Source organism: Novosphingobium pokkalii (assembly GCF_014652855.1).
In the GTDB taxonomy this organism is placed as follows: Bacteria; Pseudomonadota; Alphaproteobacteria; order Sphingomonadales; family Sphingomonadaceae; genus Novosphingobium; species Novosphingobium pokkalii.
In genome coordinates this window covers 140,301-162,311 of record NZ_BMZP01000005.1, presented here as the reverse complement: position 1 = coordinate 162,311, position 22,011 = coordinate 140,301, and the positions used below count along the sequence as shown (strand labels likewise).

Below are 22,011 nucleotides of genomic sequence, written 5' to 3'. Positions count from 1 at the left end.
CCGCGACCATGGTCCTAATTGGGCGGCCGTAGGGGGCGCGGCTAAGGACGCTGTTGACATGGCTGTCATGCAACCCGCGCGGCGCGCGCCGTGCGGAGACGGCAAAGCAGGAAGGACAGGAACGTGTCGGGCAAGATTGCAGGCCGCAGCGTGGCGCCGCTGGCCATCGTGGTGATGGGCGTGAGCGGCAGCGGCAAATCGACACTGGGTGCGGCGCTGGCGGCGCGGCTGGGCTGCCCGTTCCTGGAAGGCGATGCATTCCATTCGGCAGCGAATGTCGCCAAGATGCGCCAGGGCGTGGCTCTGACCGATGCGGACCGCTGGCCCTGGCTCGATCACCTGGGCGCGGCGATGGGCCAGGCGGTGCGGCAGGGCGGCGTGGTGGTGGCGGCCTGTTCCGCGCTCAAGCGCGCCTATCGCGAGCGGCTGGCCGCCGCCACGGCCGAGCCGATCGCCTTTGCCCTGCTCGACGCGCCGCTGGCCGAACTGGCGCGGCGGATGGGCAATCGTCCGGGGCACTACATGCCGCCAAGCCTGCTCGACAGCCAGTTGGACACGCTGGAGCGACCGGGCGCGGACGAGCCGGCGGTTACGCTCGATTCCACGCAGGACCAGGATTGGCTGGCCGATGCGATCCTGGCCTGGATCGCCCAGCGCTTGGCGGCCTAAAGTGCGATGACAAAAAGTGGGAACCGGTTTTTGTCAAAAATCGCACGGCCACAAATACCTAGAGCGTGATGACGTTTCATTGAAACGCCATCACGCTCTAGGCTGGTCCCGGCGTTGCGGGGGGCCCCGGATCAAGTCCGGGGCGACGAAAAGGGAATGGATTGTATTCCCTTGAATTCACCCCGGACATGATCCGGGCTTCCGCTGCGTTACGGCCGCGCCGAATAGAGGGCGTGGTGGGTAAGGATGTAGAGCGTGCGCCTATCCTTGCCGCCGAACAGCAGTTGCAGGGGGCGTTCGGGCACGTCGATGCGGTCGATCGGGCGGCCCGCCGTGTCGTAGACGAAGACCTGGCCATTGGCGATGTAGACGCGCCCGTCCGGCCCTGCTGCCACGCTTTCCCCTCCGCGATCGGCAAAGGGTTGCAGGTCCGTCACCGCGCCACCGGCGGCGAGGCGGGCGGAGTAGGTCCTGTCTTCGGACTCGTTGCTCAGGAACACGCGCCCGCCGGCCTTGGCGGTGACCAGGCCATAGGCATCGAGCGTGTCGGAAAAGCGCCAGCCGAGATGATCGGCCGGGCCTTGCTGGAACACGCGATAGGCGGGAATGGCGAGGGTGCCGTCGGGCGAGACATATTCCTGCGCCTTGGGCAGCGCCACGTCGCGCGCGAACATCGCGGCCAGGGTGGTGAAGCGGTAGGTTGCCGGATCGAGCTGGCTGCGAAACTCGCCGTTGACCCAGAGGTTGCCGGGCAAGGCGGTGAGCCGGTCGGCCACCGGCGTGGTTGGCACGGCGGTCGGCGGGATCACTGTCAGCGTCTGTGCCGATGTGCCGGGCTTGAACGCATAGACCGTGCCGTTGCGCCCCAGCGAAGACAGCACGATCAGGTTGCCCGCGCGGTCCATCGCCAGGTTGACCGGATCGAGCGGCGCGTCGCGTTCGGTGGTCAGCCCTTCGGCCTCGCTCCAGCCGTGGATGCGCTGCCGGAAATGATCGATGAAATAGAGCTTGCCCTGCGCATCGACCACGCCGCCGCTGGCGGAAAAGAAGCCATCGGCGAGCTTGGCCACCGGTACTGTGGCCGCTGCCGGTGCAACGGGATTGGCGGGCACGTCGAGCACGGCGAATTCGCGCTCGCGCACTTCCAGGCCGTGCGTCACGTCGAGCAGCGCGTTTTCAAACGGAAACTTGCTGGCGCGCAGGAACGTGGCGCAGCCACCTTCATCGCAGGTGGCAAAGCCGCTTTCCGCGTTCACGTGAACATTGCGCAGGCGGATATCGCCCGAACGCTCGATCCGCACGGCGGCCCGCGCCGGCTGGCGCGAGCGGGTCACGCGATAGGCGTGGAGATTGGCGATCAGGATATTGCGGGATTCGCGGATATCGAACGAGACGGCGTCCGGGCTTTCGCCGGCTTCCTCCTCGGTCTGTGGCGCCAGGAATTCCCAGTTGGCCACGCGGGTGAGGCCGAATTCGGTGCGGACATGGTGCTCGGCCGAAATTTGGTAGACATGGCCGGGCGTCTGCGTGTCGGACACGACCATGCCGGCCTGGGCATAAGTATTGGGCGTCCAGATATTGGCGAAGGTGCCGCCGCCGCCCGCGTTGACCCACAGGCTGGGGTATTGGCCACCCCAGCGCCGACGCGGGTCTTTGTCGGCAGTGTGGGTGTCGTTGTAGGGATCGAAGCGGGTGCCATCGGCCGCCAGCGTGCCGTGGCCGCCCTGGAACTTCACGTCCTCGACCAGCGAATCCGCGCCCGATTGCCACGATAGCGCGGTGGCGCGTGGGTTGATGCCGCCAGTGAACAAGCCCAGACCGGTGACAATGGCGTCTCCCCCGGGTGGCGCCAGGACCAGCGCGCGCGGGGCGCCGACGCCCTGGAACGCGGGTGTGCCATCGGGCAGCACGATCTGGGTGAGATCGGGGTGCAGCCCGATCAGCACGCTGTCGGGCCGCAGCGTCAGCGTATCGCTGACGACATAGCGGCCGATCGGGAAATAGAGCACGCGGTGCGTGGCGATCGCGCGTTGCAGGGCGGCGGTATCGTCGGTGTGGCCATCGCCGCTGACGCCCAGGGCGCGCACGTTGGCCCATTGCGCCGGCGCGGGCAGGGGGCGGATCGCCGGGGCACCGGGCCGGGGCAGGGCGGCGAGCGCGGCCTGGTCCATGCGCATTTCATACGTGCCGGGCAGGCCCAGGCCGGGCAGGGTGAGGCCGTAGCTGAAGCTTTTCACCCGGTAGATCGGCGCGGCGCCGGCCACGGTCTTGCCGCTTTCGCGAAAGCGGGCGAAGACCGGGGTGCGGCTGGCCACGGCATTGTCGAAGCCGATCTGGGTATAGGTGTTGCCTGCGTTGGCGATGACCACGCCAGCCTGGCTGACGTTTTCAAAGCGCACGTCCTTGCCCCACAGCCAGTCGCCATAGCCCTCGTCGATGGTGATCCCTACCGGCACGTTGCGCAGCGCCACGTTGACCAGAGTTAGCCCGGCCTCATGCTCGCGAATGGCGGCTTCGCGCTGGCCATCGAACGTGGCGTCGAGCAGGGTGAACGGCCAGGCGGGAGAGGTCTTTTCGCTGAGGATGCCATAGCGGCCGCCGTGGAAATGCACGTCCTGCGCCATGTTGCCCACTTGATAGGCACCGGCGAGGCCCGAACCGACCTGAAAATCCATGTGCCGCAGATAGGCATGCTGCGCGGCGTGGAAGCGCACGCCCACTGCCGCCGGATTGCCCGCGCCGATGGCAATGTCGATATTGGCCATGGCCGAATAGAACGCGTCGGAATTGGCGTCGGCGATATCGGGATTGAACGGTACCGCGTCGGGCGGGGGGAACGGCACTTTGCCGTCTCCGGCCGTGGCGCTGCCCTTGGGGCCGCGCCCGGTGAAGATCACCATGGTCGCCACGCCCTGCTGGAAGCCCGGCGTGGCATCGCCCAGCACGAGCACCGGCCGCGTCTTGCCCGTGCCGATCAGGCGCAGGCCGGGCCAGAGGAACAGCGAGCGGCTGATGCGATAGCGCCCGCTGGGCAGGAACACCACGCCTTCGCCGCGCGCCCCGGCCTGGTCCAGCGCCTGCTGGATCGCGACGGTATCGTCGGCCTTGCCATCGCCCACCGCGCGCACGGTGACCGCCTGGGCATCGCCGGGCGCCTGGTCGAACACCGAGGGGCCGTTGGCCTGCGCCGCGGTTGGGGCGAGCGCGATGGCCGCCACAATACTTGATCCGATCATCCAGGCCTGCCGTGGCATTGCGTTCTTCTCCTCACCCGATCGGGCCGGGATAGCCGCTGCTGCCCGCTGGGGCAGGCGCGACCATGGTCTTAACTTTTCGGGATTTGCGGCGCTCAGGGCATCAGCCGCTTGCGCCCCTGCCACAGGTGCCAGCGCATGGCGAGCGCGGCGGCATCGCCATCCTGGGCGCGGATTGCGTCGACGACCAGTTCGTGCTCCTCGATCATGGCGTTGATCGCGGCGGGCGGGCGGGAGCGCGAGATATCCACCCCGGCGCGCAGGATGCGGTCGATCTCGTCATGCATGTGATCGAAGCTGGAAACGAAGATCGGGTTGGCGGTCGCTTCAAAGATCGCGCGGTGCAGCACCATGTCTTCCACGTGGGCCGGGCCGCTTGCTTGCAGGGCGGAGCGCAGCGCGTCCATCGCCCGCTCGATCACCAGCAGCTGTTCGGCCGAGCGGCGCTGCGCGGCGAGGCGCGCGGCTTCTGCCTCGAGCACGAGGCGCACTTCATAGCTGCCCATGGTGGCGGCCAGGTTCTGCATCGGCATGTGGCTGCCCAGCCGCTCGGACGGGCGCCGCTTGACGAACGAGCCAGCGCCGCGCCGTGCTTCGGTAAATCCGTCGGAGGCGAGGCGGACCAGCGCCTCGCGCACCACGGTGCGCGACATGCCGAACATTTCCGCCAGGCGCGTTTCGGAGGGCAGGCGATCGCCGATCTGGAGATCGTCGGTGTTGATCAGTTCGACGATCCCGGCATAGGCTCGATCGGCCAGGCGTTCCTCGTGCATGGTCCTCCCCTTCTTCAGACGATCCAGCCGGCGGCCAGCACCAGCACCAGGCCTACCACCGAAATCAGCGTTTCCAGCACCGACCAGGTGCGGAACGTGTCAGGCGTGCTGGTGCCGAGATAGCTGCGCACCAGCCAGAACCCCGGATCGTTGACGTGGGAGAAGAACACCGAGCCGGCGCCGATGGCAAGCACGGTCAATTCCGGCGAGGCGCCGGTGGCGGCGACCACGCCGGGCATGATCCCGGCGGCAGTGATCGTGGCCACCGTGGCCGATCCGGTGGCCAGGCGGATACACACGGCCACGGCCCAGGCCATCGGCAATGCGGGAATGCCCCCATGGGTGGCGAGATGGGCCAGGAAATCGGCCAGGCCTGCCGAAACCAGTACTTGCTTGAGCGCGCCGCCCGCGCCGATCGCCAGGATGATCGCGCCGGCCGGCGCCATCGCTTCCTTCCAGATCGCGCCCTGGATTGCCGGGGCGCTGAACCCCCGGCCGAACAGCAGTGGCAGCGCGACGAGGTTGGCGAGAACCAGCGCGAGCACCGGGTTGCTGGCCAGGCCGAGCCAGGCGAGATGCGGGGCCAGGGCGGGCGGCGCCACGGCGGCAACCTGCCCTGCCGCGATCAGCACCACCGGCAGCAGCACGCAGAGCAGCGCACGGCCCATGCCAGGCGCCGCGACGAGCGGCGCGGCGGGCGTCATCACCGGGGCATCGGGCCGTACCCGGCGCGCGATCCACAGCGCGAACAGCGGGCCAGAGACGATCGCCGTGGGCACGCCGATCAACAGGCCATAGAGCATGGTGCGCGGCAGGCTGGCATGCAGCGCGTCCACCGCCAGCAGCGGGCCGGGATGGGGCGGCACCAGGGCATGCAGCGTGGAGAGGCCAGCCAGCGCCGGCAGCAGCAGGCGCAGCCGCGTGGTGCCGGCATCGTCCGTGCCGGTCATTGCCGCAGCGGCCGCCGCCGCGATCGGCAGGAGCAGCACGACCCCGGTTTCAAAAAACAGCGGCAGGCCGATCAGCAGCGCCACCGCCATGCTCAGCCACGGGGCCATGGCCGGCGACCCATGGCGCAGCGCGCCGCGCGCCAGTGCGCCCGCTCCGTCCGACAATTGCAGCATGGCGCCGAGCGACAGTCCCAGCGCGACGACGAGGCCGGTGCCGCCGAGCACATCGCCTGCGCCCTTCTGCACGGCCTTGGCGGTTTCGGCCATGGGCATGCCAACCGCGATGCCCACGGCAAAGGCGCCGCAGAGCAGGGCGAGAAAGGGATGGAAGCGCCCGCGCACGATCAGGGCGATGGCCAGGCCAATGCCGAGCAGGGCGGCCAGGATCAGGCGCAGATCCTCGCTCATCGCGCTGTGACCGTCCGAATCGACGTGCTTGGCCCGGGCGTTCCTTGCCCCGATCGGTGATGGCCCATCCTGCTCTCCTCCCGCGCCACGGCGCTGGCTGCCTGTCCTTGTTCTGCGGAAATCTGTATAACAGGTGTCTGTCAATTTCAGCAAAAAATCGTGTATTGACGGAATAACTCCGCGATAATATCAAAAAGCTGTCTAACCGATCCTGGATTCCGCAAGAGCGGTCCGGTCATGGCAGACGCGCGGCCGATGCCGCAACGGTAGGCGATAGGGAGAGACAACGGTGAGCGACTTTGCCCCTGCCAGTGGCCCGGATCAGCCGGCGCAGAGCCTCGCGCAGAGCACCTCTGGGGCGCCTGCCGTCCGCCTGACGCCCACCCAGTTCAAAGTGATGCAGGGCGTGCGTTCCGGCCAGCTCAACAAGCAGATCGCCTATGACCTGGGCATCGCGGAAAAGACCGTGAAAGCGCACATGACCGCGCTGATGCGCAAGCTCAACGTGCGCAATCGCACCCAGGTGGCGATTGCCGCCCAATCGATCCTGGCCCAGTAACGCGCGGCGGCAGCGTTCAGCGGGGCAGGAAGCCTTGCGCCAGCATCGCCACCAGTTGTTCGGCAATCTGCGCCGGTTGCAACGCGCCCTTGGGATCATGCCAGCGGCCCGGCCAGTTGAGCGCGCCGGCCAGGGCAAAGCCGAGCAGCTTGGTATCGGTCGGCGCCAGCGAGCCATCGGCCACGCCTTCCTCGATCAATTCGCGCATGGCCGTGTCGATCTTGCGCTTGAGCGCCTGGAACTGCGCGCGGCTTTCCGGCCCCAGCGCTTCTGACCCGGTGCGCACCACGCAGCGCCCGAAATCATCCATGTTGACCTGGGCATAGCGGGTGAGGAACGCGATCAGGCGCTGCGCCCCATTGCCCGCGCTGCGCCGCGATTCCTCGGCCGCCTCCAGCAATTGCGACAGGCCGATGGTCACGCATTCGAGCAGCACCTGATCCTTGTTGCCGAGGTAGTGATAGATCGTCGGCTTGGAGATCCCCAGGCTTGCCGCCACGTCATCGAGCGAGGTCTGGTGAAAGCCGCGCTCGTTGAACATCTGCACCGCCGCGCGCAGCACCGCCTCGCGCTTGGCGGCGCGCGCCTTGCTGCGCTGTTGCGGGGATTGGAACGGGGAATCGGCAGGCGCCAAGATTTCTCTCCGGTGGATGGCGCGGACGTGTTGACATGATACCGGCCAGAAGGCAATCTACTCGTGAGTAAACAATAGTCCGGTCAGTTTCATGATTCTCGACGAAACCCAGATTGCCGTGCGCGACATGGTCCATGCCTTTGCCCAGGAACAACTGCGCCCCCGCACGCAGGCGTTCGAGGCGGCGGGCGGCTATCCGCCCGAACTCTTTGCGCAGATGGCGCAGCTCGGCCTGATGGGCATGACCGCGCCGGAAAGCGAAGGTGGTGCCGGGCTGGACGCGGTTTCCTACGCGCTCGCGCTGATCGAGATCGCTGCCGGGGACGGTGCTCTTTCGACCATCGTGTCGATCCACAACAGCCTGATCGTGGCCGGCATCCTGGCCTATGGCAGTGCCGAGCAGCGGGCGCGGTTCCTGCCCGATCTGGTGGCGGGCCGCGCCACCGGCGCCTTTGCCCTGACCGAGGCGGACGCCGGATCGGACGCTTCGGCCCTGCGCACGCGGGCCGAGCGGGCCGATGGCGGCTGGCGGCTCAACGGCGCCAAGCAGTTCATTTCCAACGGGCGCATTGCCAAAGTGGCGATCGTCTTTGCCGTCAGCGATCCGGCGGCCGGCAAGAAAGGCATCACCGCGTTCCTCGTGCCCACCGACAGCCCCGGCTATGTGGTGGACAAGGTGGAGCACAAGCTGGGGCAGAGCGCTTCGGATACTTGCGCGATCCGCTTTGACGACGTGTTCGTGCCCGATGCCATGGTGCTGGGCGCGCCGGGGCAGGGTTATCGCATCGCGCTGTCCAACCTGGAGGCCGGGCGCATCGGCATTGCCGCACAGTGCATCGGCATGGCCGACGCGGCTCTGGCCATTGCCATCGGCTATGCCAAGGAGCGGCGGAGCTTTGGCCAGCCGATCATCGCGCACCAGGCCGTGGGCCATCGCCTGGCCGATCTTGCCACCCGGCTGGAAGCAGCGCGGCATCTGGTGCTGCATGCCGCTGCCGTGAAGCAGACCGGCGCGCCCTGCCTCAAGGAAGCGTCGATGGCCAAGCTCTTCGCCTCCGAAACCGCCGAGGCGGTGGTCTCGGGCGCGATCCAGACGCTGGGCGGCTATGGCTATCTGGAGGAATATGGCGTCGCCAAGATCTATCGCGATGTGCGGGTGTGCCAGATCTATGAAGGCACGTCCGACATCCAGCGCATGGTGATCGCGCGCGGTCTTGTGGAATAGGTCGGGCGGAGTGAGCGCCGCCATGACCCTCGCGTTTCGGCGAGGGCAAAGACCGGGCAAAGCCGGCTAAGACATCACGAAATTCGATCAAGTTCGGGAGTAGGGCAGATGGATATCAAGGGCGTTGCAGCAATCGTGACCGGTGGGGCCTCGGGCCTGGGCGCGGCCACGGCAGAACTGCTGGCCGCGCGCGGGGCCAAGGTCACACTGTTCGATCTCAATGCCGAGCTTGGCACGGCCAAGGCGGCGGAGATCGGCGGCCTGTTCAAGGCGGTCAACGTCACCGACGAAGAGGCCGTCGCCAATGCCATCCAGGAAGCCGAAGGCCTGCATGGCAAGGCGCGCATCCTGGTCAATTGCGCGGGCATCGGGCCGCCGGCCAAGGTGCTGAGCCGCGAAGGCCAGCCGCTGCCGCTGGTCGATTTCGCCCGGATCATCAACATCAACCTGCTCGGCACGTTCAACGTGCTGTCGAAGTTTGCCGCGCGCATCTTTGATGCCGAGCCGCTCGATGCCGATGGTGCGCGCGGGGTAATCATCAACACCGCCAGCGTTGCCGCGTTCGATGGCCAGATCGGCCAGCCCGCCTATGCCGCCAGCAAGGGCGGGGTGGTGGCCATGGCGCTGCCGATCGCGCGCGAGCTGGCCCGCTTCGGCATTCGCGTGAACACCATCGCGCCGGGCATTTTCTGGACGCCGCTGCTCGCCAGCCTGCCGCAGGAGGCGCAGGATTCGCTGGGCCAGCAGGTGCCGTTCCCCAGCCGCCTCGGCCAGCCCAGCGAATATGCCAAGCTGGTGGAATCGATCGTCACCAACCCCATGCTCAATGGCGAAGTGATCCGTCTGGACGGCGCGATCCGCATGGCCCCGCGCTGAACGCGCGGCCTATCGCACACGACAACAAGGGAGAGGATGATGAGCGGGATCGGGATGGCGGCACTGGACCTGGCGCGAAAGGTGGAAGCCTTCGTGCGCGAGGTGGTGGCGCCCTATGAACAGGATCCGCGCCGGGATCACCACGGCGCGCCGACCGACGAGCTGGTTTACGAACTGCGCGAAAAGGCGCGGGCCGCCGGGGTTCTGACGCCGCATATCCTGCCCGATGGGGGCCACCTGACCCAGCGCGAGACGGCGATCGTGCTCGCGGCCAGTGGTCTTTCGCCGCTGGGCCCGCTGGCCTGCAACACCGCGGCGCCCGATGAAGGCAACATGTATCTGCTGGGCAAGGTGGGCGATGCCGCGCTGCGCGAGCGGTTCCTCAAGCCGATGGTCGAAGGCCGCGCGCGATCGGCCTTCTTCATGACCGAGCCGGCCGAACTGCAAGGCGCCGGATCTGACCCGTCGATGATGATCACCACGTGCCGCAAGGACGGCAACCACTGGGTGGTCAACGGCACCAAGTGCTTCATCACCGGAGCCGATGGCGCGCAGGTGGGCATCGTCATGGCGCGATCGGAAGAGGCGGACAGCGCGGGCGGGGCCTGCATGTTCCTGGTCGACCTGCCCGATCCGGCGATCCGCATCGACCATGTGCCCAACACCATCGACAACTCGATGCCCGGCGGCCACGCCACGGTGACGATCACCAACTTGCGCGTGCCGGCCGACCAGATGCTGGGCGAGGCGGGCGAAGGTTTCAAGTATGCGCAAGTGCGCCTTTCGCCCGCGCGCCTGTCGCACTGCATGCGTTGGCTGGGGGCCTGCCAGCGCGCCAACGAGATCGCCAGCGACTATGCCAACCGCCGCATGGCGTTCGGCAAGCCGCTGATCGACCACGAAGGCGTGGGCTTCATGCTGGCGGAAAACCTGATCGACCTGAAGCAGGCGGAACTGATGATCGACTGGTGCGCCAGCGTGCTCGACACCGGCAGCCTGGGCACTGCGGAAAGCAGCATGGCCAAGGTGGCCGTGTCCGAAGCGCTGATGCGTGTGGCTGATCGCTGCGTGCAGGTGATGGGCGGCACCGGGGTGACCGACAAGACCATCGTGGAGCAGGTGTTCCGCGAAATCCGCGCGTTCCGCATCTATGACGGCCCCACCGAAGTGCACAAGTGGAGCCTGGCCAAGAAGATCAAGCGCGATTGGAAGCAGGCTCATGCCCACTGACAAGCTTGACGCGCAAGCCATTGCCCAGGCCAATGCCGGGGCAGGCGCGGTGCGCACCGCGCTGGACGAAGCGGCGCTGGCCAACTGGCTGGCGGCCCATGTCGCGGGCTTTGCCGGCCCGCTGTCCATCGCCCAGTTCAATGGTGGCCAGTCCAACCCGACCTATCGCCTGGAAACGCCGGGCGCGCGCTATGTCCTGCGGCGCAAGCCGCCGGGCACCGTGATCAAAGGCGCGCACGACGTGCTGCGCGAGGCGCGGGTGCAGCAGGCGCTCGCCGGCAGCCAGGTGCCGGTGGCGCGCATCCTGGGGGTGTGCGACGATGACGCGGTGATCGGCAGCGCGTTCTACGTGATGGAACTGGTGGAAGGCCGGGTGTTCTGGGACACCGCCTTTGGTGAAGTGCCCCAGGCTGATCGCGCTGCCTATTTCGACGAGATGAACCGCGTGATCGCCGCGCTTCATGCCGTCGACCCGGCGGCCGTTGGCCTCTCCGACTATGGCCGGCCCGGCAACTATTTCGCGCGGCAGATCGGGCGGTGGAGCCGGCAATACCTGGAAGACGAGCTCGCCGGGCGCGACGCGGACATGGATGCGCTGGTCGCCTGGCTTCCCACGGCCATTCCGGACGACGACACGACCACGCTGGTCCACGGCGATTTCCGCTGTGACAACATGATCTTCCATCCCACCGAGCCGCGCGTGCTGGCGGTGCTGGATTGGGAACTGTCGACGCTGGGGCACCCCTTGGCCGATTTTGCCTATCACGCCATGCTTTATCGCATGCCGGGCGATATCGTTGCCGGGCTGGGCGGGGCAGACCCGCTGCCGCTGGGCCTGCCGAGCGAGGCGGATTATATCGCCCGCTATTGCGCGCGCACCGGACGCGATGGCATTGCCAATTGGGATTTCTACATCGCGTTCCAGTTCTTCCGGCTGGCCGCGATCTTTCACGGGATCAAGGGCCGCGTGCTGCGCGGCACGGCGGCCAATGCCCAGGCAAGCGAGCGCGCGAAAGCCTTTCCGCGCCTGGCCCGGCTTGGCCGCGAAGCGATGGAGGCCTGCGCATGAGCGACGATCTGGTGCTGTTGGAACGCCGCGACGCGGTGGCGATCCTCACGCTCAACCGCCCGGCGGCGGGCAATACGCTGGACATGCCCACCGCGCAGCGGCTGGAAGAGCAGGTGGCGGCCGTCGCCGGCGATCCGGCGGTGCGCTGCGTGGTGCTGACCGGCATGGGCAAGCTGTTCTGCGGCGGGGGTGACGTAGGGTCGTTCGGCCGTGCGAGCGAAGGACCGGCGGCGTTTCTGTTCGCCCTGGCCGGGTCGGTCCACCGCTCCGTGCTGGCGCTGGCGCGCATGGACAAGCCGCTGGTCACGCTGGTCAATGGCCCGGCCGCCGGGGCGGGGCTGAGCCTCGCGATCCTGGGCGACGTGGCGCTGGCCGCGCCGGGGGCGCATTTCACTGCCGCCTATGGCATGGTCGGCCTCACGCCCGATGGTGGGATGAGCTGGTCGCTGCCACGCCTGGTCGGCATGCGCCGCGCGCAGGAGATCATCCTGACCAACCGCCGCATCGCCGCGCAGGAGGCCGAGCAGATCGGCCTGGTGACCCGCGTGGTCGAGGCCGAGGCGCTGCTGGAAGAAGGGCTCGCCGTGGCGCAGCGCCTGGCGCAAGGCCCGGTCGCCGCGATTGCCGGCGCCCGCGCGCTGCTGGCGCAGAGCCCGCAAAACGACCTGGCCACCCAGCTCGACCTGGAAGTGGTGCGCATTTCCCAGGCCGGGGCCGGGGCGGAAGCGGCCGAAGGCATTGCCGCCTTTGCCGAGCGACGGCCGCCGCGCTTCGCGTAAACAAGACTGCGTTCGATCAAGCCCGGCACGCCCCGTTTGCGGGCGGTGCCTGGTCGTGCCACCAACAATCGAGGTGCCGTGATGGCGATCAAGACCCGAATTACCGAACTGCTCGGCATTGCCCACCCGATCGTGCAGGGGGGCATGATGTGGGTGGGACGCGCCGAACTGGCGAGCGCGGTGTCCAACGCCGGGGGCCTTGGCATCCTCACCGCGCTGACGCAGCCCACGCCCGATGACTTGCGCCGCGAGATCGACCGCTGCCGGACGATGACCGACAAGCCGTTCGGCGTGAACCTGACGATCCTGCCCTCGGTCAGCCCGCCGCCCTATGCCGACTATCGCCGCGCGATCATCGATAGCGGGGTGACCATCGTGGAAACCGCCGGGCACAACCCGCGCGAGCATATCGAGGATTTCAAGAGGCACGGCATTACCGTGCTGCACAAGTGCACCGCTGTGCGCCATGCCGTGTCGGCCCAGAAGATGGGCGTGGACGTGATCAGCATCGATGGCTTCGAATGCGCCGGCCATCCCGGCGAGGACGATATTCCCGGCCTGGTGCTGATCCCGGCGGCCGCCGACAAGGTGACGATCCCGATGATCGCCAGCGGCGGCATCGGCGATGGGCGCGGCCTGGCCGCCGCGCTGGCGCTGGGGGCCGAAGGGGTCAACATGGGCACCCGGTTCTGCGCCACGGTGGAAGCGCCGATCCACGATGCGATCAAGCAGTTGCTGGTTTCCAATACCGAGCGCGACACGCGGCTGATCTTCCGCCGCTTCCACAACACGGGCCGCGTCGCCGCGACGCCGGTGTCAGACAAGGTGGTGGAAATCTCGGCCCGGCCCGAGGCGGTGTTCGAGGATATCCGCCCGCTGGTGTCGGGCGCCAAGGGGCGCGAAGCGCTGGAAACCGGCAATGTGGAGGCAGGCCTGGTCTGGGCCGGCCAGATCCAGGGCCTGATCCACGATATCCCGACCTGCGCCGAGCTGCTGCGCCGCATGGTGGCCGATGCCGAGAGCATCATTCGCGGCCGTCTGGGCGGTTTCCTGGCCTAGCGCACTATGTAGAAATCGATCTCGACATGATCGGGCAGGCGGATGCCGCGTGCCACGAACACCGCGCGGTTCATCCAGTCGAGTGGTCCGGCGCGCGCGGCGAGATGCGGGGTGGTGCGGAAGTAATAGGCGTCTGGCGATACGGCCTGGCCGCGCGCGATCTGCTCGGTCACCTCGGGGCTGGCGACGCGCACGCCGGGATTGGCGACATCTACCACCATGCCATCGTCGGCTTGGAGGAAATAGCGCGCTTCCACCTGGGTCAGCCCGCCGGGCAGGATCGTCTGCCAATCGCCGCCGCCGGGTAGCACTTTGCCGTGGAACAGCGGCCCATCGACGCTGCCGCCGGTGATGGCGATGAAGCGCTTGCGGCCGCCGGCGACCTCGCCCTGTTCCACTGGCGGGGCCAGCGTGACCTTGGCGGTAAAGGCATATTCCAGGCTGGGCGCGGGCGCGGCAGGGCTGGCCTTGGCCGATGCCGGCGCCATGGCGACGACCAGGCCGAGGGCGGCTGCCAGCGCCGATGCGCGCCAGGTGCTTGCAGTTATCACGTGTCTCTCTCCCGTTATTCTCTTGCCGGCAGACTGTTCCGCATTGCGTCCGCGCGGGCAAGCCTGCCCCACCCGATCGGGCATGTCATTGCATTTGTATGTATTGCTGACTAATTCAGCGAAGGAGACTGGGCGCAAGACCGAGTCCGCATGATGGCAGAGGGTGGTGGACAAGGCCCATGATCGAGCATTTTTCGACACGCAGCCTGACCGGGGCAGACAAGCTTAGCTATTGGCGCGGCTTGATGGCCAAGACCTATGCCGGGCTTTCCACCGATCCGCTGTCCCCGCATTTCGAAGCCACCGTCTCGCGCTGGAAGATGGGCGGCATTGCCATGACCCGGCCGCGCGCCACGCCGGTTTCGGTGGAGCGCCGCCTGGTCGAGGCCGGGCACAGTGGCGGGCCGCGGCTGAAGCTGCACGTGATCCGCCAGGGCGAGGGCCGGGCGATCCATCGCCGCCGCGAAATACCCGTTCGCGCCGGGGACATGGTGCTCTGTGCCAGCGAGGAAGTCTATCGCTTTGACCTGGCAAGCGACCACGAATTGGTGGTGGCCGAATTCGATCGCGCCGTGCTGGGCGCGGCGCCGCACTGGCTGGATGATGCCGTGGCGACGCGCATCCCGCGCGAGGCGCCGTCCACCCGGCTGCTTCATGATTTCCTGCTGTCGCTGTGGCGCGAATGCGAGGCCAGCCCGCTGGGCCTGCCCGACGATGGTTATGACGCGGTGTTCTGTTCGCTGCTGCTGGCCAGCCTGCGCCCCACCGACCATATGGCGCTGCCCAGCCGCCACGGTCTGCTGGAACGCGCACGCGCGATCGTCGCCGCGCGCCTGGCCGACGCGACCCTGTCCCCCGCCACGATCGCGGCCGAAATGGGCGTGTCGCTGCGCCGCCTGCAAGCCGCCGCCGCCGCGCAAGGGGTAACGCTGGGCGGCTATATCAACGAACGCCGCCTGGCGCTCGCCGCGCAGAAGCTGACGCTGGAGCCGCAGCGCAGCATCACCCAGATCGCCTTCGACTGCGGCTTTTCCGACAGCTCCTATTTCAGTCGCCGTTTCCAGGAACACTTTGGCCAGACCCCGCGCCAGTATCGCGCGATGCATTGAGGGGCGGGTGTAACCGCAAGAGGGTCAGAACCGGACATTGACCTTTCAGAGGGTAAAAGTTACCCATTGACCCCATGGCAAGGCAAGAGAGCGACGTACCACCCGCAGTCTTGATGGGCGACATTGTCAATAGCAGTGACGCGCCCTCGGCCAATGGCCTGCATCGGACGTTCAATATGGCGGTTGAAGAGGCCAACCGTCGGCACGCGAAGGACATCCTTTCCCGGCTGACCATCACCTTGGGCGATGAATTCCAGGGGGTGACGCGCGGCCTGCGGCAGGCGGCGAATATCGCCCGGGAATTGCGGTTGCAACTGATGCTGGCCGATGTCGACTGTCGCTTCGTGGTAGGGACCGTCGACATCCAGACGCCCATCAATGCCGAGCGCGCCTGGAACATGATGGGGCCTGGCCTAGCCGAAGCGCGGACCAAACTGAGCGAGAAGCGTCTCGAAAGTCTTTATGCCTTCTCCTTGCCGCGCGAGCCCGCGACGCAAGCCTTGCTCGATGCCGTCGGTGCCGGGCTCACCGCTACCGAGCGCCGCTGGACGAAAATCCAGTTGCACGACATTGCCCACACGCTGCTCGGCAAATCTGCCCAGGACATCGCGCAAATCCGCAATGTCACGGCACATAGCGTCTACAAGGTACGGGCTGCCGGGGATTTCGACAGCTACATCCTGCAATGGAACAGGCTGCTGGAGGCGCTGGACATCATGGATGAGGGGGGCGTTGCGGCGCGATGATGCAGATCGTTCATGCTGGGGCCTATTGCGGGATCGCGCTGCTCGCGCTGACTTGGCTGGGCAACATCGCCTGCCGTCTGTTGTTCTGGGCTACGGGATCGCAACAGGCGATTCTGGGGCCTGCGGGCCTTCCGCATGCGGGCAAGGTTATCGGCGCGCTGGAGCGGTTGCTGGTTGGGGCAGGGGTGATCGTCCAAAGCTGGGAAATTATTGCGGCGGTCGTCGCACTCAAGACTATCGCCCGGTTCAAAGAACTCGATAACCAGATCAAGGCAGAATACTTTCTGATCGGGTCGCTGTTCAGTCTGGCCTGGGCGGTTGCGGTGTCGGGTGGGTGGCTGGCCTACGATCATCGCTTTGGCGCTGATTTGCGGTACAAGGGTGCGCAGTTGGTCGGTTTCAAGGACCGTCAGTCTCCGCCGCAGTCGTTACGGGTTCAACCTTCGCAGATGCCAGGCCACACCGCACCAACCGTGCCTGCGCCGAAATAGGCGTCACTGCCGCATCGCTGGCGCAGCCCGCGCGATTGTCCATGCTTTTCGCGCGATCGTCCAAGATGGCGGCGGGGCGGGGGTTGTAGTTCCCTTGGCGATAACAAATCGCAAGGGAGTGCAGGATGCCGAAATCGTTTGCCCGTTCCAGCCTGATCGCGCTCGCCGCCGGGCTGGTGGCCATGGCGCCGGGCCAGGCGCTGGCGCAGGATGCCGCGCCGCCGGCCGATGGGGCCGCTGCGCAGCCGCAGGGCGGGATCCAGGAAATCGTCGTCACCGCGCAAAAGCGCGCGCAGAACGTGCAGACCGTGCCGATCGCGATTTCCGCGTTCACCGCGTCGTCGCTCAAGGAGCGGGCGGTGACCAGCGTTTCGTCGCTTTCCGCGCTGGCGCCCAATGTCAACCTCGATGGCGGCACGCCGTTCTCGGGCTCTTCGGCGGTGCTTTCGGCCACGATCCGCGGCATCGGTTCGGATGACTTTGCCTTCAACATCGATCCGGGCGTGGGCATCTACCTGGATGGCGTCTATCTGGCGCGCACCGTGGGGGCGAACCAGGACTTGCCCGACGTGGAGCGCGTCGAAGTGCTCAAGGGGCCGCAGGGCACGCTGTTTGGCCGCAACACCATCGGCGGGGCGATCTCGATCGTCACGCACGAGCCGGGCAAGGAATTCAAGGGCTCGATCGATGCCACGACCGGCAGCTACAACCTGGTCAAGGTGCGCGGCACGGTGGACGTGCCGCTGGCGAATTCGCTCTATTCCTCGGTGACCTTTGCCGTCACCAACCGCGAGGGGTTCCTGAAGCGCATTCCCTATCCCGATGCGCGCGCGGCCAATTCCGACACTTATCTGAATTTCAACCAGGCCGACTATGCCACGTCGAGCCGCGAAGGCGGCGACAACACCGCCTCGCTGCGCGGCAAGCTGAAATGGGATAACGGCGGCGCGATCACCGCCACGCTGACCGGCGACTGGACGCGGCAGGACAGCTCCTCGCAGGCGAGCAAGCTGCTCGCCGCGCTCAACCTGCCCGGCCCCTTTGCCGGCACGGACAATCTGCCGGGCACGGCGCTGTCGGCCTCGGGCAACACCGGCTTCCTGTTTTCCGGCCTCTACAACTTCTGCATCAGTTCCACCGCGCAGCAGATCGCGGCGCGCAACGCGCAGGCGCTGTGCGGGGCGCGGGGGACGCAATATGGCCGCCGCCTTGCGCCGCTGGCCAGCGTCAACGTGGATGGCGACCCGACCAACGATCGCCTGCCGTGGGATTCGCGCTTCGTCACGGCCGATCCCGACACCAGCTATGCCACCGGGCCGAGCTTCAACAAGCTGACCACCTGGGGCCTGGGCGCCACCGTGCAGGCGCAAGTGAGCGATGACCTGACGATCAAGTCCATCACCGCCTATCGCGACACGCGCTGGCGCGCCGGGCTGGATGGCGACGGTTCGCCGCTGTCGTTCCTGGAGCTGTCGTTCCAGCAGAACCAGTGGCAGTTCAGTCAGGAAGTACAGATTTTGGGCAAGGCGCTGGACAAGAAGCTGAACTACGTGCTGGGCGGCTATTACTTCAAGGAGCAAGGCAGCCTGCACGACTATGTGACGTTCGACGAAGGGCTGGTGCAGGTTGACGGCCCGAACCGGTTCAAGACCGAGAACTATGCCTTCTTCGGCCAGGTGGACTATCGCCCGATCGACCTGATCGGCGTGACCTTGGGTGGACGATATACCCATGAAGCCAAGCAGTTCGAGGGCGGGCAGCAGGAGCTGAACGGGTTCAACTACAAGCTGTTCGGATGCAGCGACGCCAATGGCAACGTGACGCCCGACGGGCCCTTCCCGCTGGCGCCGGTAAGCTGCCAGACCGGGATCGGCTATCCCAATCCGGCCAATCCGGTGCAGGTCTATGTGCCCGGCGTGAACCGCAAGTCGTTCAACAACTTCTCGCCCAAGGTGGGGGTGCAGCTCTACCCGGCCGAGCGGGTGATGGTCTATGGTTCGTGGTCCAAGGGCTACAAGACCGGCGGTTGGACCACGCGCCTGACCAACCCGCAGGGCAACGTCGCCCCCGGCTTTGGCCCGGAAAAGGCGACAACCTGGGAAGTGGGGGTGAAATCCACGCTGCTCGATCTCAAGCTGCAATTGAACCTGGCGGCGTTCACCACCGATTACGAAGGCGTGCAGCTCAACATCCAGATCGGCACCTCGCCCACCATCGCCAATGCCGGGCGGGCGCGGATCAAGGGCGTGGAAGCCGAAATGGTGCTGGCGCCGGTCTCCGGCCTGACGATCAACGGCTCGGTCGGCTATATCGACGCGCACTATACCGAAATCGATCCGGCCGCGCTGGTCAACGCCAGCCCGATTGCCGGCATCCAGGCGGGCATCTTTGTCGGCGCGCCGCTGCCCAAGACGGCCAACTGGAAGATCAACCTCTCGCCGCGCTACCAGTTCAACCTGGCGAACGGCGGCAACGTGGTGGCGCTGGCCGACTGGACGCATACCACGCCGGTGTGGAATGACATTGCCCGCACCCTGCTGCTGCGCCGGCCGACCAACGACATGATCAACGCCAGCCTGACCTACAACACCCCTGGCGACCGCTGGTCGCTGACCGTGGGTGGGACCAACCTGACCGACACTCGCTACCTTGTCAGCGGCAACACCAACTTGTCGGCCGGAGCGATCTTCGGCAGCTACAACCGTCCGCGCGAATGGTACCTGCGCGCCGGCTTCAAGTTCTGATCCACCTGCCTTCCGATCCACCCACTGGCGCCGGGCCGACCCCTCCACCACATCCCCCGGTCCGGCGCTTCCTTTGTCTTCCCGCTTGCCAAGGATATCCTGCCATGCCCACTGCCGCCCGCGCCGCCGTCTTTCGCCAGCCCGGCGCGCCGCCGGTGATCGAGCCGGTGGTGCTGGACGATCCGCGCGCGGATGAACTGGTGGTGCGGCTGGTCGGCGTGGGGGTGTGCCACACCGACATGGTGCTGCGCGACGGGCACCTGCCGCTGCCGTTTCCGGTGGTGCTGGGCCATGAAGGATCGGGCGTGGTCGAGCAGGTGGGCGCGGGCGTCATCGGCCTGGCGCCGGGCGATCATGTCGTGCTCAGCTTCGATTCCTGCGGGCATTGCCCGTCATGCGACGATCATGCGCCGGCCTATTGCCACGACTGGTTCGCTTACAACTTCGGCGGCGGGCGCAGCGATGGCACGACGGCACTGGCCGCGCCCGATGGGACGGCGATCCACAGCCACGTGTTCGGCCAATCCTCGTTCGCCACGCATGCCGTGGTCCATGCCCGCAATGCGGTGAAAGTCGATGCCGATCTGCCGCTGGACCTGCTCGGACCGCTGGGATGCGGCATCCAGACCGGGGCTGGGGCCGTGCTCAACGAACTGCGCCCGCGCGCCGGAGCCAGCATTGCGGTGATCGGCACCGGGGCGGTGGGGCTTTCGGCGATCATGGCCTGCGGCATTGCCGGGGCAGGGGTGGTCGCAGCGGTGGATATCAATCCGGCGCGCGTCGCCCTGGCGCAGGAACTGGGCGCGACCCATGGCTTTGACGCGCGCGCCGCCAGCCTGGCCGACCATGCCCGCGCCGCCGGCCTGCCGCAGGGCTTTGACTGCGTGATCGACACCACTGGCCGGCCAGACGTGGTCAATGCCGCCATGGCGGCGCTTGCGCCGCGCGGCCAGATGGCGCTGGTCGGCGCCTATGGCCCCGGCGACATTGCCGCCGATGCCACGTTCCTGATGAGCGGCGGGCGCGTGATCCGTGGCGTGGTGGAAGGCGGCGCCGATCCGCAGGTGTTCATTCCCGAACTGCTGGCGCACTATCGGGCCGGGCGCTTCCCGTTCGACAAGCTGGTGCGCTTCTTCGCATTTGACGAGATTGCCGAGGCGATTGCCCAGGGCGAGGCCGGCCACGTGGTCAAGCCCGTCTTGCGGATCGCCTGAACGCATTCCACATTAGCCTGATTGGCCACAATAGCCCCATTGGCAAAGGAAATTCCCCTATGGACAAGCAATTCCGCCTATTGATCGATGGCCAGCTGGTGCCCGGCGTGGCCACCTTCGACGTGATCAACCCCGCGACCGAAACCGTGCTGACCCAGGCTCCGCGCGCCGACGCGGCACAGCTCGACGCCGCAGTGGCCGCCGCCAAGCGGGCCTTTCCCGCCTGGGCCGCGCGCAGCCAGGATGACCGCGCCGCGCTGATCGACCAGTTGGCCGAAGCGGTGATGGCCCGGATCGACGAATTCGCCCAGTTGCTCACCGCCGAGCAGGGCAAGCCGCTGGACCAGGCCAAAGGCGAGATGTTCGCCACCTATTACGTGCTCAAGGCCTTTGCCGGCATGCGCGTGACCGACAAGGTGCTGCGCGAGGACGGCGACAACACCGTGATCGAGCATCGCACCCCGCTGGGCGTCTGCGCCGCGATCACGCCGTGGAATTTCCCGGTCGTGCTACTGGCCAACAAGCTGGGGCCGTGCCTGCTGACCGGCAACACCATGGTCGCCAAGCCTGCGCCGACCACGCCGCTGACCACGCTGCTGCTGGGCGAAGTGATGGCCGATATCCTGCCGGCGGGCGTCGTCAACGTGATTGCCGATGTCAACGATCTGGGCGCAGCGCTTTCGACCCATCCCGATGTGGCCAAGGTGGCGTTCACCGGTTCGACCGCGACGGGCAAGAAAGTCATGGCCTCGGCCGCCGGCAGCGTGAAGCGCGTGACGCTGGAGCTGGGCGGCAACGATGCCGCCATCGTGCTGGACGACATGCCGGCCAAGCTCGCCGCCGAAAAGGTCTACCAGGGCGCGATGGTCAATGCCGGCCAGGTCTGCGTGGCGATCAAGCGCGCCTATGTGCACGAAACCGTCTATGACGAATTCATCGCGGAAATCACCCGCCTGGCCCAGGAAGCGGTGGTGGACGAAGGCACGCGCCAGGGCGTGACCATCGGCCCGGTGCAGAACAAGATGCAGTTCGAGAAGGTCTCCGCCCTGCTGGCCGATGCGCGAGAGCGCGGCACGGTGCTGGCCGGGGGGGCGCCGCTCGATCGTCCGGGCTATTTCATCGCCCCCACGATCGTTGCCGATCTGGACGATGATGCCCCGCTGGTGCGCGAGGAGCAGTTCGGCCCGGTGCTGCCGGTGCTCAAGTTTGCCGACGTGGACGACGTGATCGCGCGCGCCAACGACAGCGACTATGGCCTGGGCGGTACGGTGTGGGGCAAGGACGTGGCCCGCGCGATGGACGTGGCGCGGCGTATCGATACCGGCACGGTCTGGGTCAACCAGCACCTGGCGATCGACCCGGCCATTCCGTTCCGTGGCGTGCGCCAGTCGGGGCTGGGTGGCGAGCTGGGCGAAGCCGGGCTGCTGGAATATACCCAGGCGCACATCATCAATGCGGTGAGCCTGCCGGCCTGACGCCGGGCAGCACGGTTGCAGGATCAACGAGACGGCGTGGCCCGGCGGGCTGCGCCGTCTTGTGATTCCTGGCGCCGGATCATGGCCGAATTTGTAACAAGTTGTATGGCCAGGTGCGCGGCGGTTTCTCGCGCGATCACGTCAAGATGCTAAAATAAAAGGGAAAATATCGGTAGGGTCGCCTTGTCTCAGCCGG

General features: G+C 67.0%; 19 protein-coding genes. 14 read left to right on the top strand and 5 right to left on the bottom strand.

Going from position 1 to position 22,011, the window contains the following annotated elements; all coding sequences use genetic code 11:
- The first annotated feature begins 174 nt into the window (after positions 1–174).
- Positions 175–669, top strand: a complete 495-nt coding sequence (locus IE191_RS07340; RefSeq protein WP_191323804.1) for a gluconokinase — start codon at positions 175–177, stop codon at positions 667–669.
- A gap of 209 nt (positions 670–878) precedes the next feature.
- Here IE191_RS07340 and IE191_RS07335 read toward each other — a convergent pair whose 3' ends face one another.
- From IE191_RS07335 to IE191_RS07325, 3 genes are all read right to left on the bottom strand, one after another.
- Positions 879–3,905 (bottom strand): glycosyl hydrolase family 28-related protein, encoded by a 3,027-nt coding sequence (locus tag IE191_RS07335; RefSeq protein WP_191323803.1) that lies wholly within the window; start codon positions 3,903–3,905, stop codon positions 879–881.
- A gap of 113 nt (positions 3,906–4,018) precedes the next feature.
- Positions 4,019–4,696, bottom strand: a complete 678-nt coding sequence (locus tag IE191_RS07330; RefSeq protein ID WP_191323717.1) for a FadR/GntR family transcriptional regulator — start codon at positions 4,694–4,696, stop codon at positions 4,019–4,021.
- A gap of 14 nt (positions 4,697–4,710) precedes the next feature.
- Positions 4,711–6,054, bottom strand: coding sequence for a GntP family permease (locus tag IE191_RS07325; protein ID WP_191323716.1), 1,344 nt, complete (start codon positions 6,052–6,054; stop codon positions 4,711–4,713).
- A 373-nt stretch (positions 6,055–6,427) separates the two neighbouring features.
- Between IE191_RS07325 and IE191_RS07320 the strand changes: the two genes are divergently transcribed.
- Positions 6,428–6,613: a response regulator transcription factor gene (locus IE191_RS07320; protein WP_229815180.1), complete on the top strand. Its 186-nt coding sequence runs from the start codon at positions 6,428–6,430 to the stop codon at positions 6,611–6,613.
- A 16-nt stretch (positions 6,614–6,629) separates the two neighbouring features.
- Here IE191_RS07320 and IE191_RS07315 read toward each other — a convergent pair whose 3' ends face one another.
- Positions 6,630–7,247 (bottom strand): TetR/AcrR family transcriptional regulator, encoded by a 618-nt coding sequence (locus tag IE191_RS07315; protein ID WP_229815168.1) that lies wholly within the window; start codon positions 7,245–7,247, stop codon positions 6,630–6,632.
- Positions 7,248–7,338: 91 nt separating this feature from the next.
- On the opposite strand from IE191_RS07315, the gene IE191_RS07310 reads away from it, so the two are divergent.
- The 6 genes from IE191_RS07310 (at position 7,339) to IE191_RS07285 (ending at position 13,485) form a co-directional block, all read left to right on the top strand.
- Positions 7,339–8,472: an acyl-CoA dehydrogenase family protein gene (locus tag IE191_RS07310; RefSeq protein WP_191323714.1), complete on the top strand. Its 1,134-nt coding sequence runs from the start codon at positions 7,339–7,341 to the stop codon at positions 8,470–8,472.
- Positions 8,473–8,580: 108 nt separating this feature from the next.
- Complete coding sequence (locus tag IE191_RS07305; protein WP_191323713.1) at positions 8,581–9,348, top strand: SDR family NAD(P)-dependent oxidoreductase; 768 nt, start codon at positions 8,581–8,583, stop codon at positions 9,346–9,348.
- Between the two features lie 39 nt (positions 9,349–9,387).
- Entirely contained in the window at positions 9,388–10,578 is a 1,191-nt protein-coding gene (locus tag IE191_RS07300) for an acyl-CoA dehydrogenase family protein (protein ID WP_373299261.1), read from the top strand.
- Entirely contained in the window at positions 10,568–11,647 is a 1,080-nt protein-coding gene (locus tag IE191_RS07295; RefSeq protein WP_191323711.1) for a phosphotransferase, read from the top strand. The genes IE191_RS07300 and IE191_RS07295 overlap by 11 nt, the downstream gene beginning before the upstream one ends.
- Positions 11,644–12,426: an enoyl-CoA hydratase/isomerase family protein gene (locus IE191_RS07290; RefSeq protein ID WP_191323710.1), complete on the top strand. Its 783-nt coding sequence runs from the start codon at positions 11,644–11,646 to the stop codon at positions 12,424–12,426. The genes IE191_RS07295 and IE191_RS07290 overlap by 4 nt, the downstream gene beginning before the upstream one ends.
- An 81-nt stretch (positions 12,427–12,507) precedes the next feature.
- Positions 12,508–13,485 (top strand): NAD(P)H-dependent flavin oxidoreductase, encoded by a 978-nt coding sequence (locus IE191_RS07285; protein WP_191323709.1) that lies wholly within the window; start codon positions 12,508–12,510, stop codon positions 13,483–13,485.
- Here the strand turns inward: IE191_RS07285 and IE191_RS07280 are convergent.
- Positions 13,482–14,036: a DUF3237 domain-containing protein gene (locus IE191_RS07280; protein WP_229815167.1), complete on the bottom strand. Its 555-nt coding sequence runs from the start codon at positions 14,034–14,036 to the stop codon at positions 13,482–13,484. The two genes, IE191_RS07285 and IE191_RS07280, sit on opposite strands and share 4 nt — an antisense overlap.
- 179 nt (positions 14,037–14,215) lie before the next feature.
- On the opposite strand from IE191_RS07280, the gene IE191_RS07275 reads away from it, so the two are divergent.
- The 6 genes from IE191_RS07275 to IE191_RS07250 all read left to right on the top strand — a co-directional run bounded on the left by IE191_RS07275 (position 14,216) and on the right by IE191_RS07250 (position 21,815).
- Complete coding sequence (locus IE191_RS07275; protein WP_191323708.1) at positions 14,216–15,145, top strand: helix-turn-helix domain-containing protein; 930 nt, start codon at positions 14,216–14,218, stop codon at positions 15,143–15,145.
- Between the two features lie 113 nt (positions 15,146–15,258).
- Complete coding sequence (locus tag IE191_RS07270) at positions 15,259–15,891, top strand: SatD family protein (RefSeq protein ID WP_191323707.1); 633 nt, start codon at positions 15,259–15,261, stop codon at positions 15,889–15,891.
- On the top strand, positions 15,888–16,382 hold the full coding sequence (locus IE191_RS07265; RefSeq protein WP_191323706.1) for a hypothetical protein: 495 nt from the start codon (positions 15,888–15,890) through the stop codon (positions 16,380–16,382). The genes IE191_RS07270 and IE191_RS07265 overlap by 4 nt, the downstream gene beginning before the upstream one ends.
- Positions 16,383–16,507: 125 nt before the next feature.
- Complete coding sequence (locus tag IE191_RS07260) at positions 16,508–19,126, top strand: TonB-dependent receptor (protein WP_191323705.1); 2,619 nt, start codon at positions 16,508–16,510, stop codon at positions 19,124–19,126.
- 104 nt (positions 19,127–19,230) lie between these two features.
- Entirely contained in the window at positions 19,231–20,340 is a 1,110-nt protein-coding gene (locus IE191_RS07255) for an NAD(P)-dependent alcohol dehydrogenase (protein ID WP_191323704.1), read from the top strand.
- A 59-nt stretch (positions 20,341–20,399) separates the two neighbouring features.
- Positions 20,400–21,815, top strand: a complete 1,416-nt coding sequence (locus tag IE191_RS07250; RefSeq protein ID WP_191323703.1) for an aldehyde dehydrogenase family protein — start codon at positions 20,400–20,402, stop codon at positions 21,813–21,815.
- Positions 21,816–22,011 lie beyond the last annotated feature (196 nt).

Coding starts and splice junctions, on each gene's coding strand:
- IE191_RS07275 (WP_191323708.1), top strand. CDS start 14,216: ATGATCGAGCATTTTTCGACACGCAGCCTGACCGGGGCAGACAAGCTT.
- IE191_RS07270 (WP_191323707.1), top strand. CDS start 15,259: ATGGGCGACATTGTCAATAGCAGTGACGCGCCCTCGGCCAATGGCCTG.
- IE191_RS07265 (WP_191323706.1), top strand. CDS start 15,888: ATGATGCAGATCGTTCATGCTGGGGCCTATTGCGGGATCGCGCTGCTC.
- IE191_RS07260 (WP_191323705.1), top strand. CDS start 16,508: ATGCCGAAATCGTTTGCCCGTTCCAGCCTGATCGCGCTCGCCGCCGGG.
- IE191_RS07300 (WP_373299261.1), top strand. CDS start 9,388: ATGAGCGGGATCGGGATGGCGGCACTGGACCTGGCGCGAAAGGTGGAA.
- IE191_RS07255 (WP_191323704.1), top strand. CDS start 19,231: ATGCCCACTGCCGCCCGCGCCGCCGTCTTTCGCCAGCCCGGCGCGCCG.
- IE191_RS07310 (WP_191323714.1), top strand. CDS start 7,339: ATGATTCTCGACGAAACCCAGATTGCCGTGCGCGACATGGTCCATGCC.
- IE191_RS07330 (WP_191323717.1), bottom strand. CDS start 4,696: ATGCACGAGGAACGCCTGGCCGATCGAGCCTATGCCGGGATCGTCGAA.
- IE191_RS07325 (WP_191323716.1), bottom strand. CDS start 6,054: ATGAGCGAGGATCTGCGCCTGATCCTGGCCGCCCTGCTCGGCATTGGC.
- IE191_RS07250 (WP_191323703.1), top strand. CDS start 20,400: ATGGACAAGCAATTCCGCCTATTGATCGATGGCCAGCTGGTGCCCGGC.
- IE191_RS07285 (WP_191323709.1), top strand. CDS start 12,508: ATGGCGATCAAGACCCGAATTACCGAACTGCTCGGCATTGCCCACCCG.
- IE191_RS07340 (WP_191323804.1), top strand. CDS start 175: ATGGGCGTGAGCGGCAGCGGCAAATCGACACTGGGTGCGGCGCTGGCG.
- IE191_RS07335 (WP_191323803.1), bottom strand. CDS start 3,905: ATGATCGGATCAAGTATTGTGGCGGCCATCGCGCTCGCCCCAACCGCG.
- IE191_RS07295 (WP_191323711.1), top strand. CDS start 10,568: ATGCCCACTGACAAGCTTGACGCGCAAGCCATTGCCCAGGCCAATGCC.
- IE191_RS07305 (WP_191323713.1), top strand. CDS start 8,581: ATGGATATCAAGGGCGTTGCAGCAATCGTGACCGGTGGGGCCTCGGGC.
- IE191_RS07290 (WP_191323710.1), top strand. CDS start 11,644: ATGAGCGACGATCTGGTGCTGTTGGAACGCCGCGACGCGGTGGCGATC.